The organism is Paenibacillus sp. JT22N12 (assembly GCF_056269365.1).
The window spans coordinates 229,518-243,877 of record NZ_JBWDNU010000006.1 but is presented as its reverse complement, the minus strand read 5'-3'; the positions used below and the strand labels follow the sequence as shown (position 1 = coordinate 243,877).

Annotated in this window: 10 protein-coding genes; 9 read left to right on the top strand and 1 reads right to left on the bottom strand. The window is 45.9% G+C overall.

The window, feature by feature from the left end:
* Window positions 1–35 precede the first annotated feature (35 nt).
* From AC0YOA_RS22430 to AC0YOA_RS22405, 6 genes are all read left to right on the top strand, one after another.
* The gene (locus AC0YOA_RS22430; protein ID WP_475788698.1) at window positions 36–1,130 is read left to right on the top strand and encodes a glycosyltransferase; all 1,095 of its coding nucleotides are present in this window, start codon (window positions 36–38) and stop codon (window positions 1,128–1,130) included.
* Between the two features lie 551 nt (window positions 1,131–1,681).
* The gene (locus tag AC0YOA_RS22425) at window positions 1,682–4,510 is read left to right on the top strand and encodes an NTTRR-F1 domain (protein ID WP_475788501.1); all 2,829 of its coding nucleotides are present in this window, start codon (window positions 1,682–1,684) and stop codon (window positions 4,508–4,510) included.
* Window positions 4,511–4,974: 464 nt separating this feature from the next.
* Window positions 4,975–6,747, top strand: a complete 1,773-nt coding sequence (locus AC0YOA_RS22420) for a thiamine pyrophosphate-binding protein (RefSeq protein ID WP_475788500.1) — start codon at window positions 4,975–4,977, stop codon at window positions 6,745–6,747.
* Window positions 6,748–6,825: 78 nt separating this feature from the next.
* Entirely contained in the window at window positions 6,826–7,710 is an 885-nt protein-coding gene (locus tag AC0YOA_RS22415) for an acetaldehyde dehydrogenase (acetylating) (protein WP_475788499.1), read from the top strand.
* Window positions 7,707–8,708, top strand: coding sequence for a 4-hydroxy-2-oxovalerate aldolase (gene dmpG, locus AC0YOA_RS22410; RefSeq protein ID WP_475788498.1), 1,002 nt, complete (start codon window positions 7,707–7,709; stop codon window positions 8,706–8,708). The genes AC0YOA_RS22415 and dmpG overlap by 4 nt, the downstream gene beginning before the upstream one ends.
* Window positions 8,709–8,733: 25 nt before the next feature.
* Complete coding sequence (locus AC0YOA_RS22405) at window positions 8,734–9,663, top strand: NAD-dependent epimerase/dehydratase family protein (protein WP_475788497.1); 930 nt, start codon at window positions 8,734–8,736, stop codon at window positions 9,661–9,663.
* A gap of 130 nt (window positions 9,664–9,793) precedes the next feature.
* On the opposite strand, the gene AC0YOA_RS22400 is transcribed toward AC0YOA_RS22405, so the two are convergent.
* Window positions 9,794–10,561, bottom strand: coding sequence for a collagen-like protein (locus AC0YOA_RS22400; RefSeq protein WP_475788496.1), 768 nt, complete (start codon window positions 10,559–10,561; stop codon window positions 9,794–9,796).
* Between the two features lie 253 nt (window positions 10,562–10,814).
* Here AC0YOA_RS22400 and AC0YOA_RS22395 point away from each other — a divergent pair, with 253 nt between their 5' ends.
* The 3 genes from AC0YOA_RS22395 to hutH all read left to right on the top strand — a co-directional run bounded on the left by AC0YOA_RS22395 (window position 10,815) and on the right by hutH (window position 14,342).
* Window positions 10,815–12,065 carry a beta-propeller fold lactonase family protein gene (locus AC0YOA_RS22395; RefSeq protein WP_475788495.1) on the top strand — a complete coding sequence of 417 codons (1,251 nt, stop codon included), beginning with the start codon at window positions 10,815–10,817 and terminating at the stop codon, window positions 12,063–12,065.
* Between the two features lie 68 nt (window positions 12,066–12,133).
* The gene (locus AC0YOA_RS22390) at window positions 12,134–12,340 is read left to right on the top strand and encodes a hypothetical protein (RefSeq protein WP_475788494.1); all 207 of its coding nucleotides are present in this window, start codon (window positions 12,134–12,136) and stop codon (window positions 12,338–12,340) included.
* 460 nt (window positions 12,341–12,800) lie between these two features.
* Entirely contained in the window at window positions 12,801–14,342 is a 1,542-nt protein-coding gene (gene hutH / locus AC0YOA_RS22385) for a histidine ammonia-lyase (RefSeq protein WP_475788493.1), read from the top strand.
* Window positions 14,343–14,360: the final 18 nt, after the last annotated feature.

Sequence of the window (14,360 nt, the reverse complement as noted above, 5' to 3'; positions counted from 1 at the left end):
GAGAGGGAGAGGGAGAGGGAGAGGGAGTCTGGACGATGATTACCATTAGTCTGTGTATGATTGTTCGCAATGAAGAGGATGGACTGGCTAATTGTTTATCATCCGTCAAGGGAATTGCAGATGAAATTGTGATTGTGGATACAGGATCAACCGACCGCACGAAGGAAATTGCCTCACAATTCACAGACCGAATTTTTGATTTCGAATGGATTGATGATTTCTCGGCAGCTCGAAACTATGCCTTTAGTCAGGCAACCAAAAAATATATACTTTGGCTGGATGCTGATGATCGTATTCTGGAGAAAGATCAGCAACTGTTCATAAAACTGAAAAAAAAACTTGCCTTGGATGTCGATAGTGTGACTATGAATTATTACCTCGCTTTCGACGCGTCAGGGAATGTGTCTGCCAGCCAGCGAAGGAACCGGTTAGTTCGCAGGGACCGCAATTTTCAATGGATTGGCCCGGTTCATGAATATCTAGCTGTCTGGGGCAATATACAGAACAGCGATGTGGGCATCACACATAGTAAAAATAAAGATTATACAGACCGTAATCTGCAAATTTATTTAAAAAGAGAGCAGGCTGGTGAGCAATTCACGCCAAGGGATTTATACTATTTTGCCAATGAGCTCCGCGATCATTCTCAATATAGAAAGGCTATTCTGTATTACGAAAAGTTTTTGAACGGTAAACAAGGATGGATTGAAGATAATATACAAGCATGCATGAGGATAGGCGATTGCTTTGGACGACTGGGCCAGAAGGAGAAACAGGTCGAATCGATGTGCAGGACACTCGTCTATGATAGACCGAGGGCAGAATTTTGCTGTGCTCTGGGTGGATATTTTCTTGAAGAAAAGCAATACGAAACCGCGATATTTTGGTTTACAGCAGCTTTGGATCAGGAGTACGACAAGAATAACATGTCATTGGTTAATCCTTTTCATTCGACTTGGTTACCGCACTTGCAGTTGTGTCTTTGTTACGATCGTTTAGGACAGTTCGATAAAGCTAATGCGCATAATGAGAAAGCATTGTCGTATTATCCTAATCATCCAAGCATGCTTTACAATAGAAATTATTTTCAAAACATGTTTGGAGTTAACATGGAGGAAAAGCCGGAATAACAAGAGAGGGATAAGGTTTCACATGGAAGCATGCCGCCTTATCGAAGCGAGTGGCCAATTGACGATAATGTTTGAGTTTGTTAAACATACCTTCGTCCAAATGGCGTATTTTATGGAGCTACGGTCGGTCCCCTTTGAATAGCCGAAGCATTCGGCTGGGAATAAAAGCAGCCCGTGCTTTTTTTAACCAAATATTTCTTTTTTCTATGAGTAATCCGTCTATCCCAGTCAACGTTTATCCTCATACTTTATTTGTATGGAGGTGACAGGCGGTGACTGTTTTCTTAGAAAAGAAATCTAAAAAAAATCGAAAAACAAATAAAACCAAAATACCGAAACGTCCAAAATCCAAACATCAGAAAAAAAAGAAATCGGTCACAAGAAAACCTGCGGGTTCTCATAAGCAGAAAAAAAAGAAGAAAACAAGTATATATTGCATTGAGTGCCATGAAGTACATTGTAAATGCAAAAAGAAAAAGAATAGTGTCTGGAAAGAAAGTTATAAGAGAGGTCCAAAAGGTGAACAGGGAACTATAGGCGAACAAGGTTCGATGGGAGCAACAGGAGCAACAGGAGCCACGGGTCCAAAGGGAACTGCCTACGTAACGGATCCAACCGGAGCAACAGGAGCAACAGGGGCAACAGGGGCAACAGGGGCAACAGGAGCAACAGGGGCAACAGGGGCAACAGGGGCAACAGGGGCAACAGGGGCAACAGGAGGAGTTACGGGTCTAACAGGGGTTACAAGTGGAGCAACCGGCGCAACCGGCGCAACCGGCGCAACCGGCCCGACGGGAGCAACAGGAGCAGCAGGAGCCACAGGAGGAGCTACGGGTCCAACAGGAGCAACAGGAGCCACAGGAGCAGTCGGAGCAGCTGGTGCAGTTGGAGCAACAGGAGCAACAGGAGCAACGGGAGCAGTCGGAGCAGCTGGTGCAGTTGGAGCAACAGGAGCAGTCGGAGCAGCTGGTGCAGTTGGAGCAACAGGAGCAACAGGAGCAGTCGGAGCAGCTGGTGCAGTTGGAGCAACAGGAGCCACTGGCCCAACAGGAGTTACCGGTCCAACAGGAGCCACTGGCCCAACAGGAGTTACCGGTCCAACAGGAAGCACTGGTGCAACAGGAGTTACCGGTCCAACAGGAAGCACTGGTACAACAGGAGTTACCGGTCCAACAGGCGCCACTGGAGTAACAGGAGTTACCGGTCCGACGGGAGTCAATGGTGCAACGGGAGTTACCGGTCCGACGGGAGTCAATGGTGCAACGGGAGTTACCGGTCCGACGGGAGCAACTGGCCCAACAGGAGTTACCGGTCCGACGGGAGCAACTGGCCCAACAGGAGTTACCGGTCCGACGGGAGTCACTGGTGCAACAGGAGTTACCGGTCCGACGGGAGTCACTGGTGCAACAGGAGCTACCGGTCCAACAGGAGTCACTGGTCCAACAGGAGTTACCGGTCCGACAGGAGTTACCGGTCCGACAGGAGTTACCGGACCAACAGGAGCCACTGGCGCAACAGGAGTTACCGGTCCAACGGGAGTTACCGGCGCAACAGGAGCAACGGGTCCAACAGGAGCAACTGGCGCAACAGGAGTTACTGGTCCGACAGGAGCTACGGCTGGAGCTACCGGCGCAACAGGAGCTACAGGACCAACCGGACCAACAGGAGCTACAGGTTCCACGGGAGCCACCGGCGCAACAGGACCAACCGGTCCAACCGGAGCAACCGGCCCAACAGGAGCCACAGGAGCTACAGGACCAACAGGTCCAACCGGCCCAACGGGAGCGACTGGAGCGACTGGAGCCACAGGACCAACCGGTCCGACCGGACCAACAGGAGTTACCGGCCCAACCGGAGCCACTGGCCCAACAGGAGCTACCGGCCCAACGGGAGCTACAGGTTCCACAGGTCCAACCGGCCCAACCGGAGCTACGGGCGCAACAGGAGCCACAGGTCCCACCGGACCAACCGGCCCAACCGGCCCAACGGGACCAACCGGAGCCACTGGAGCAACAGGAGCTACAGGTCCAACCGGTCCAACGGGACCAACGGGACCAACGGGACCAACGGGACCAACAGGAGCCACTGGAGCAACAGGTCCAACCGGACCAACGGGACCAACCGGAGCTACGGGCGCAACAGGAGCCACAGGTCCCACCGGACCAACCGGCCCAACCGGACCAACAGGAGCCACTGGAGCCACTGGAGCAACAGGAGCTACAGGTCCAACGGGACCAACCGGTCCAACCGGCCCAACCGGACCAACAGGAGCCACTGGAGCAACAGGAGCTACAGGTCCAACGGGACCAACAGGCCCAACCGGTCCAACGGGACCAACGGGAGCCACTGGAGCAACAGGACCAACAGGTCCCACCGGCCCAACCGGCCCAACCGGACCAACGGGAGCCACTGGAGCAACAGGAGCTACAGGTCCAACCGGCCCAACAGGAGCCACTGGCTCAACCGGACCAACCGGTCCAACCGGACCAACAGGAGCTACGGGCGCAACAGGAGCCACAGGACCAACCGGTCCGACCGGCCCAACAGGAGTTACAGGTTCAACGGGACCAACAGGAGCCACTGGAGCAACAGGAGCTACAGGTCCAACCGGCCCAACCGGACCAACCGGAGCTACGGGCGCAACAGGAGCTACCGGCCCAACGGGAGCTACAGGACCCACAGGACCAACTGGTCCAACAGGAGCTACAGGACCTACAGGTTCCACAGGACCAACCGGACCAACGGGACCAACAGGAGCCACAGGACCAACGGGACCAACAGGAGCCACAGGACCAACAGGTCCGACCGGACCAACAGGAGCTACGGGAGCAACAGGAGCCACAGGCCCAACCGGTCCGACCGGCCCAACAGGAGCTAACGGCGCAACAGGAGCCACAGGCCCAACCGGCCCAACAGGGACAACTGGAGAAACAGGAGCGACAGGACCAACGGGTGCAACAGGCCCAACCGGCGTCGGGTTAGCTGCAGCCCTCAGTGCTACATCGAGTTCTACTGAAACTATTGGAGTGGGTTCTCCAGTTGCATTTGATACGGCCGGCGCTCAATTCGGCACGGCTATCACACAGTTAAACTCGACTACTTTCAGCATTAACCAAACAGGTTTCTATAGAGTAACATTTATAGTTAATACAGCAGTTCCAAGCGATTTGGGTACTTTAAATATAACGTTTAGTGGTACTGCAGTCCCTGATCCTAGTAATAATTTATTTGTATTAGGTCTAGGCGGATTACCAATTGTAGGAACCGCATTATTCCAAGTTATAGTCACCGGGAGCCTACAAGTCGTAGTAACAGATCTTGTTATAACCCCTTCCGCCGCTGGAACAACTGCCACAATTCACATTGAAAAACTTTCTTAAACCAATTTGTTAATGTACAATTACTCCCAAAACTTGCTTACAACAACGCTGATCAATTGAAAATCACATTGAGGAAGAGCAGGTTCATTATGGCAGATGTCACCATAATTGACCTGCTTTTGTTATCTTCGTTTTTTCAAATTTTTCACTAAAACAAATGATATCGTGTTCCTTTTGTACTCGGATGAGATAAAAACACGAAATATTTATTGATTCCCATTATAGAATCATATCTGAGTTGCTTCCTTAATAAGATAATTAGGACAAAGCGCTGCAGGTACGGGGTGAAATCATGAGATTACCCGAACTGGTAAAACAGCTGCTTGGCTTTAGGGCTGCGCTTCTTCTATGAAATTATTGAGTGGACTAATATAATTGTTGAAAACCGATTGAGGCACATGCTGTAACTTTGAGACAAATTAATGAATATAAAAAAACTTAAGTTAAGGAGGGGCATGGGCATTATGAGGATGCGAGTTGCTGATTTTATTACGAATGCATTATACGAAGCTGGTGGAGAACAAGTTTTTCTTGTGACTGGTGGAATGATCATGCATCTAACGGATGCTCTTTATCAACACAAAGATCAGACATATATTTCCTGTCATCATGAGCAAGCAGCGGCAATGGCGGCAGAAGCATACGGAAGATTTACAAATCGACTAGGAGTCGCTTATGTTACTGCGGGTCCTGGTGCTTTAAACTCAATAACCGGAGTTGCTGGTGCTTATATTGACTCATCCCCCATGATTATTGTGGCAGGAAATTCGAAGGTCTCACTAGCTAAAATCAAGGGCCCACGACAATTTCCATTGCAAGGATTTGACTCTCTGCCTATGTTCTCTTATATAACGAAATATGCCGTTATGCTTGATGATATTTCGAAAGTGAAAAATGAAGTTGAGAAATGTATACAATTGGCCAAGTCTAATAGGGTTGGACCTGTATATCTTGAAGTTCCAGTGGACATTCAGGGGGCTTTATTTGATCCTGATGAATTTGAAGGGTATACCCCAGAGCTGAGTATAACGACACATATTACAGAACAACAACTTAAACAAGTCAAGGAAGCAATATTATCGAGTGAAAGACCATGTATATTGGTTGGTGCAGGTGTGAGATTATCAAATGCCATTGACAAGTTTCATGATTTTGTCCAAAAAGCAAAAATTCCTGTATTAACCTCGAGATTAGGTATGGATTTAATAGACCATAACCATTCTTTGTTTGTTGGAAGACCAGGCACATATGGGGACCGTGCGGCTAATTTTACGATACAAAATTGTGATCTGCTTATAACGGTTGGTTGTAGGCTTGGCATAGGCTTGGTAGGTTATGATTTTCAAGATTTTGCGAGAAAAGCCTATAAAATTTATGTTGATATTGATGAGAAAGAAATAAATAAACCTTCGGTTTCTGCTGATTTATCCATTCATGGAGATGCTGGTGAATTTTTCGAGAAAATATCGGAGGCATTACCTGATTTTGTGGCAGGCAGAATAACATGGATAGACCAAACACAAAAATGGAAAAATAATTATCCAGTTGACCTTGCTGAGTATGACGATGATAGCAAGGGCATTAACTCATATCGTTTTATTTCCAAATTCTCAGAAAAAGCATCGTCTAATCATGTGTTTTTAGTCGATACAGGTTCATGCTTCCATGTTCATGCTCAAGCTTTCAAGGTCAAATTTGGGCAAAGACACATAATAACTGGTGGATTATCGACTATGGGGTATTCTCCTGGGGCAGTAGGTGTATCGGTAGCTTTGAAACATCAAGAAGTTTATTGCATAACTGGAGATGGTTCTTTCCAGATGAATCTTCAAGAGTTACAAACCATAAATCATTACAAGCTGCCGATCAAGTTTGTTTTATTCAGTAATAATGGCTATTTGTTGATGCGGCATACTCAAAATAATTTTATGGATGGAAGACTTATTGGGGAGAGCCCTTCAACCGGTGTTAGTTTTGCGCCATTTGACAAGGTAGCTGATACATTTGGACTGGGTTATATGAAAATATCTAACCTCGATGAATTGGACTTGAAATTAGATGAACTATTTGCTTATAAGGGATCATTGATTTGTGAGGTAATTACACCACCCGATCAATTATTAATACCAAGAGTTTCATCTAAAAAATTAGAGGACGGAACAATGATTTCAATGCCTTACGATGATATGTTTCCTTTTATATCTAGAGAGGAATATCATTCAAATTCTGTTTCTTAATGTTTTTTATTTCTCCCGAAATGCACCTTGCGTTTTTTTGGGGATTATATTTATATCCGAATTATTGGAGAGATAAATATGAATAAATTAAAAGTGGCCATACTCGGAAGTGGCAATATAGGCACAGATTTGCTTATAAAAATAATGAGATCCCCCTATCTTGAATGCACAATGTTTATAGGGAGAAATGCGAATTCTCCAGGAATGCTAAAAGCAAAAAGTTTAGGGATACCCATATATGATGAAGGCATCAATTCCATTATTATGAATCCTTCCTTATGCGATATTGTCGTCGACGCGACTTCGGCATTAAATCATTTGGATCATGCTCCAATACTGAAGAGATTGGGGAAATTCACAATAGATATGACTCCGTCCAATCTTGGAGAGATGTGTGTACCAGCAATAAATTTGCAAGCGTGTTTAGATTTAGACAATGTGAATATGATTACATGTGGCGGACAAGTATCTTTACCAATTGCATATGCAATCGGTAAGTCACAAAAGGTAGTAGATTATATTGAAGTGGTATCGAGTATCTCTTCCAAAAGTGCTGGACCCGCAACAAGAATAAACCTTGATGAATATATTGAGACTACAGAAGAGGCTATCATGCGTTTCTCAGGTTGTCATAGAGCAAAGACGATACTCATTTTAAATCCGGCAAATCCGTGTATAGATATGCAAACAACCCTATTCGCGTTAGTCGATAATCCCGATATGGAAGCTTTGTTGGCATCGGTGAACGAAATTATAACCTCCATCCAAAGAATTGTACCCGGATATCAATTGATTGTTCCCCCTACAATTGAAAACGGTAGAGTCGTCGTCATGATAAAAGTACAGGGCTTAGGTGATCATTTACCTACTTATGCCGGTAATTTAGATATTATCAATTGCGCTGCTATTGCCATCGCAGAAGAATACGCTAAAAAATCGTTAATGCGGGTGTATAAGGTATGAGGCATATTTTAATAAGCGACCCCACCTTAAGAGATGGATCCCATGCGATTCATCATCGATTAACAATAGAGCAAATTAGCGCATATACGAAGATGGCAGAAGAAGCGTCTATTCCAATCGTAGAAGTCGGGCATGGTAACGGACTTGGAGCTTCGTCATTACAATTAGGCGAGAGTTTGGTTTCCGATAAACAAATGTTAGAAATCTGCAGAGTAAATTTGAAAAAAACGAAGTTAGGCATTCATGTAATCCCTGGCTTTGCCACTATTAACAGAGATTTAAATAGTGCTATAGATATTGGAGTAGATGTCATACGAGTTGCATCACATTGTACAGAAGCAGATGTTACGAAGAGGCATATAGAGTACTGTCGTAAAAGAGATAGAGAAGTCTACGGCGTTCTAATGATGTCGCATATGGCACCAGCTTCAATATTAATTGATGAAGCGAAGAAAATGTTGAGCTATGGAGCCCAGGGAATTATCATAATGGATTCTGCAGGGGCCTATTTGCCTGAGAATGTAAAAGAGAAAATTAAAGCATTAGTAAACAGTTTAGATATTCCTGTCGGATTTCATGCTCATAATAATTTGGGAATGGCAATAGCAAATTCCGTTACCGCAATCGAAGAAGGCGCATCGATATTAGACGGTACGATGAAAGGGTTCGGAGCAGGGGCAGGAAATGCGCAGTTAGAAGTTTTAATTGCCGTATTGCAACAAATGGGTTATGAAACTGGAATTGACTTATACAAACTATTGGATGCTTCTGATGTTGCAGAGGAAAACTTTATTAAAATTCCATCTATTAGTTCGTCAAGCATTGTTAGCGGAATGGCGGGGGTTTTTTCGGGATTTGCAAAACCCGTAGAGAGAATAGCAAAGCAATACAATCTGGATCCTAAAGATATTTATTTTGAATTGGGCAAAAGAAAAGTAGTCGCTGGCCAAGAAGATATCATTTTAGAAGTAGCTGTGAGTCTTTCACAATTAAGATAAGATATTGTTTGTTAAAGGAGAACCTATGGATAAAATTAAAATTGCCATTTTAGGGGCAACAGGACATATTGCAAAAAACATCATAGTTGGTTTATCCAAAAATGCGAATTACGACTTATTTCTTTTCGCTAGGAATCAGGAACTGTTAAATTCATTCATTAAAGCTGAGATCGCTACCAGAATTAGTATAATTATCCATTCTTTTGATTCATTTATGGAACTGAGCTACGACGCAATCATTAATTGTGTGGGAATTGGCGATCCTGCAAAATTGAAAAAAGTGGGTGGAGGCATTTTTAAATTGACTGAGGAATTCGATAATTTAGCATTAAAGTATATAGAGAATAGCCCCAAAACATTGTATATCAATTTTAGCAGTGGCATTGCATATGGTTCCAATTTCAATACACCAGCAGATCAAAATAAAACGGCAGCTATCAATATCAATAACATTTCTTCAACGGATTACTATACAATATCAAAAATTAATACGGAAGCAAAGCATCGGTCATTTTCTAAATTCAATATCGTAGATTTAAGAGTATTTGGTTTTTTTAGCAGATATATTGATTTGAAAATGCCTTATTTTCTAAGTGATATTGTTAATAGTCTAAAACTAAATAAAGAGTTTATTACAGGTAGTAATAACATGGTAAGAGACTACATGCATCCCGAAGATTTAATTCAATTCATTGAAAGATGCATTTATATTCGGAGTATTAATGATGTTTTTGATGTGTTTAGTTTAGAACCAATAAGTAAGTTCCAGATGCTTGAATTTTTCAAAAAAAACTATGGATTAAGGGTTAATATCGAAAATGAAACGGTAATAACATCAGTCACAGGTTTGAAATCAAACTACTATTCACTTAACAAAAAATCGGATATTATTGGCTACCAGCCAAAATATTCATCAATAGATGCAATTATATCCGAATTAAAATATTTATTGTAACTGTTGAAGATGTTCTTCTTGCTCTTATTTACAAAAGAGGTCAACCCGAAAACTGGCTGACCTCCATATATGAACGGGCACCGTTCGTGCAAAAGGCAAACACGATGGTTTACATTACATTAGAGCCTCTCTAAGCAATTCGCGTGATAATAAGATGTGCTGAAACAGGCCTTGTTCCTCCGGCGACAGGTGTAATGGTTAGTGCCGAGGCATTGCCTGCAGGATTTCGTACAGTGAGTATTGAATTGATGACTGTCGTTTGCACAAGAGCCATTCCTACGATCTGAGAAGCACCTGTGGCTCGCCCGACCACCGTATAGGCCAGGTCAGCGCCATCAAGAGTTAAAATCAGTTGGCCTGCCTCAGTCACACTTACTTCAAACAAGACCTGATAAGTGCCAATGGCAGACAGATTAAATGTACTGCCACTCGCTCGGGTAATAGCTGTCCCGCTAATAGGTCCATTTTGAGGAAAACTTACGTCTGTGCCAGGTGCAACTGTCGCTGCATTATCGGGAGGCATCAATGCAAAAAAATCTGCAAAGCCTAATACTCCTCCAGCTGGTCCTGTTGGTCCAACGGCACCTGCGGCACCCACGGCACCTGCAGTACCTACATTACCCGCTGTACCTACAGAACCGACAGTTCCTGCTGTACCTACAGAACCGACAGTTCCTGCAGCACCGACACTTCCGGCAGTACCGACAGTTCCTGCTGTGCCAACAGCACCGGCAGCACCTAAAGCCCCTGAAGGAATATTCACCTGTACAACTTGTTCTCTGACAACAATTTTCTTGCAGCAACAATTTTTCTTCAAACGGTTTTTTTTCTTAGCAGGGCGAACAATAACTGTTTTCTTTTTGCAGCCCTTTTTTCGTTTAAGTTGAGGACAACCCAATTCGAACACCTCCACATAGTTTGTTGTATACTACTCCATTTATCTATTAAAGGCATGGACATTTGTCTCACACAGCTAAACAACTATCTATTTTTTACTGAAAATAGGTCTTTGTATATGGGAGATTGATCTAGTATTCCATCCGAGTTTTCAACCCATTTTTCAACAAAATAGATTAAAGCCTATCAACAGCCCATCCCGCAAATAAACCAGTGACATAGTATACAGCACATCTATCCTGGAGGTGTGCGATTTGGCTTCTTGCAAGATCCGTCGAAAACAGGGCTGCAGAGGGAAAACTGCAGTCATTCGCGCCAAGAAGAGAAAAAAGGACTTTAAAAAAGGCGAGACCTCAAACAGAAAACGTAAACGAGTACTATGTAAAGGAAGATTGGGTTCGGTGGGGCGGCAAGGGCCGATCGGCCCGCCGGGGTCAGAGGGAGCAATTGGACCGCAGGGTCCGATTGGGCCACAGGGATCAGCCGGTCTGAATGGCCCACAGGGAACTGCAGGGTTAGCTGGACCACAGGGTCCGGCAGGACCGCAAGGAGCGACTGGGCCGGATGGACCTACTGGAGCAACAGGGCCTTCCGGTTTGTTATCAGTCAATCGCATCTATATAGCCAACTTCAATAGTAACGATGTTTCCGTGATAGATGGTCAATCTAATACAGTGATCGCTACTATTTCAGTTGGCATTAATCCAGCGGGAGTTGACGTCAATCCATTAACCGGGCGGGTTTATGTTGCAAGTAGGGTGAGCGATACTGTTACCGTCATTGATGGATTATCCAACACCGTGATTACTACCGTTCCAGTAGGGGATGAAGCAGGGGCCGCAGCAGTCAATACTGCGACCAATGCCATTTATACGGCCAATTTTAATTCATTGGACGCAACGGAAGATGTTACCGTGATTAGCGGATTGACCAGCACTGTCATTGCAACCATTATTATTCCGGGTCTCAATTTAGCAACAGGAGTAGGCGCCAATCCAGTAACTAACCTGATTTATGTAGCCAATTTCAATTCTGATACCGTTTCTGTAATAGATGGCGAAACCAACACGGTGATTGCTTCTATTCCAGTTCAGGTTAATCCATTCCAGGTAGGGGTCAATCCCGTTACTAACCGTATTTATGTATCAAATTTCACCAGTAATACGGTTTCCGTCATTGATGGAGCAACGAATGCGGTAACGGCTACCGTTCCTGTCGGGACGACTCCGGCCCAAGTAGGAGTTAATACATCTACGAACGCGATCTACGTACCAAACCGCAACACTAATAATGTTTCTGTCATTGCCGGGTTAACCAATACGGTGATTGCCACCGTGCCGGTCGGGAATAATCCAAATGGAGCAGGAGTCAATCCGTTAACCAATCGTATTTATGTCACGAATCAGAATGATAATACCGTTTCCGTTATCGATGGCCTGACCAACACGGTGATCGTTACCATTCCCGTGGGTGCCCGTCCATTTGCTGTAGGCGTATTTCCTTAGAATGCGTTATTGCTCCAGATAAAGCTATGGAACACTGGTCATGATCTTATAATGGATGGTGATTCTTTATGAAAGAAATTCGAACGGCAAGAGATCTAATGAAACAATTGTCAGCCATGAATAAAGCGAATTCGGTATGTCAAATCTTCATTCCCGGATCGGGGAAATTCACGATTGTACTGCAGGAAGAGGACGATCATTCCACAGCGCCGGCCATTGAGAAGTCAGCAGGGGTGGAATCTGCATCTGAATTGGTCAGGAATCCTTTTCTCTAGATGATAAACCCTTCTTCTGGCTGCGCCGGTTTACTGATACCTGTGCCGTTGCCGCGGGAAGGTTTTTATTAATTTATTAACTTCTTACGTTAAGCCAGACCGGCCATAGAGTGAATAAACGGACATCCTGCCCAAATGAATTCAAGTTTTGGGAATGGCTTACCAACAGTAATTTGTTGAGAAAAAGGACACCTCCGGGTATTTTTTTTCTTGAGGCCAGGGCATATCCAGGCGATGAAATAAAAAGTTTTCTTATTTCAGGTTTTAAGGTTGCATTCGCTACATATATTTTTAACAATGATAGGAATGCGTGAATGTATAAACGCCCTAATCGACATGCCAACAGCCATATCGTGTCTGGGTACTGGAAGCCGATACCTCAACCCGGGTATTGGCTTTTTTTTAAATTCTAAGAATGTGTAAGATTCACACTTACTTGGGCTTAAAGGCAGGTGCCAGCATGTTGCCAATGGACGAAAATACGGTGCTCATTGACGGCGGAACGATGACGATTGAGCAGGTGGTCCGGGTAGCCCGCTATAGGGAGCGGGTGCAAATTAGTCAAAGCTGCCTCGATCAAATGGCGATTAGCCGGGCGTACGTCGAGAAGCTGCTTCGGGAGAAGCGGGTGGTGTATGGGCTGACGACCGGTTTTGGCAAATTCAGCGATACTTATATTTCGGCCGAAGACACGAAACGCATGCAGCTGAATCTCATTCGAAGCCATGCCTGCGGGATTGGACCGCCGCTGACAGAGGAAGCGGTAAGAGCGACCATGCTGCTGCGCGTAAATGCTTTAGCGCTGGGCTATTCCGGCATCCGGCCGGGAGTTGTTCAACTGCTGGTTGATATGTTGAATGCAGGAGTGACGCCGGTCATCCCGGAGCAAGGCTCGCTTGGGGCAAGCGGGGACTTAGCGCCGTTGTCGCATCTGGCACTCGTGCTGGTTGGCGAAGGAGAAGCCTGCTTTCTCGGCGATCGGCTGCCCGGCAGCGAAGCGGTGGCCAAAGCCGGCTTACAGCCTATCGCGCTGGAGGCCAAGGAAGGTCTCGCCTTGATTAACGGGACGCAGGTGATGACGGGGATTGGAGCGCTTGCTTGCTATGATGCCGTCAATTTAGCCCGATGGGCGGATTGTGCGGCTGCGTTAACGGCAGAGGTGCTTCGCGGCATTCGCGATGCCTTCGAACCGCTTACCCACGCACTTCGTCCGCATCCGGGGCAGGGACAATCCGCCGCAAATATCCGGCGTTTGACGCAGGGGAGCCGGTTGATGACGGATCAGGGAAAGCTGCGCGTGCAGGACGCTTATTCGATCCGCTGTGCGCCGCAGGTTCATGGAGCCAGCCGGGATGCGCTGCGATATATCCAGGAGAAGCTGGAAATCGAAATGAATGCGGCAACAGACAATCCGCTCATCTTCGCTGCTGAGGATCGTGTCATTTCCGGAGGCAATTTCCACGGTCAACCGATCGCCTTAGCGATGGATCATCTTGCCATCAGTGCTTCCGAGCTCGCCAGCATCTCGGAGCGACGTACCGAAAGACTCGTCAATCCGTCTTTGAATGAGAAGCTTCCTCCTTTCCTGGCGAAGGACGGGGGCGTCCAGTCCGGCTTTATGATTGCCCAATATACGGCGGCCGCGGTTGTGTCTGAGAATAAGTCGCTTGCGCATCCGGCCAGCGTAGACTCGATCCCCTCGTCGGGGAATCAGGAGGATCACGTCAGCATGGGGACGATCGCGGCCCGCAAAGCGAGCCAGATTGTGCTGAACGCCTATTCGGTGATTGCTATCGAGCTTTTGTGCGCAGCACAAGCTGCCGATTTTCGCGGTCCGGAAAAACTGGGAAAGGGATCGAAATGGATGTATGACCGGTGCCGCGAGCATGTGAGCTTCATGGATGAAGACCGCGTATTGTCAGGCGATATTCGCGTCATGGCGGAATGGATGAGAAAGACGAATGTGCGGGAAGCCATCGCGTCGGTCGTCCCGATTGTATAAATTGGATTGGAGGTTTGA

Bases quoted from the DNA above. Each gene is read 5' to 3' on its own strand.
- AC0YOA_RS22430 (WP_475788698.1), top strand. From the start codon at position 36: ATGATTACCATTAGTCTGTGTATGATTGTTCGCAATGAAGAGGATGGA.
- AC0YOA_RS22390 (WP_475788494.1), top strand. From the start codon at position 12,134: ATGAAAGAAATTCGAACGGCAAGAGATCTAATGAAACAATTGTCAGCC.
- AC0YOA_RS22415 (WP_475788499.1), top strand. From the start codon at position 6,826: ATGAATAAATTAAAAGTGGCCATACTCGGAAGTGGCAATATAGGCACA.
- hutH (WP_475788493.1), top strand. From the start codon at position 12,801: ATGTTGCCAATGGACGAAAATACGGTGCTCATTGACGGCGGAACGATG.
- AC0YOA_RS22405 (WP_475788497.1), top strand. From the start codon at position 8,734: ATGGATAAAATTAAAATTGCCATTTTAGGGGCAACAGGACATATTGCA.
- AC0YOA_RS22420 (WP_475788500.1), top strand. From the start codon at position 4,975: ATGAGGATGCGAGTTGCTGATTTTATTACGAATGCATTATACGAAGCT.
- dmpG (WP_475788498.1), top strand. From the start codon at position 7,707: ATGAGGCATATTTTAATAAGCGACCCCACCTTAAGAGATGGATCCCAT.
- AC0YOA_RS22425 (WP_475788501.1), top strand. From the start codon at position 1,682: ATGGGAGCAACAGGAGCAACAGGAGCCACGGGTCCAAAGGGAACTGCC.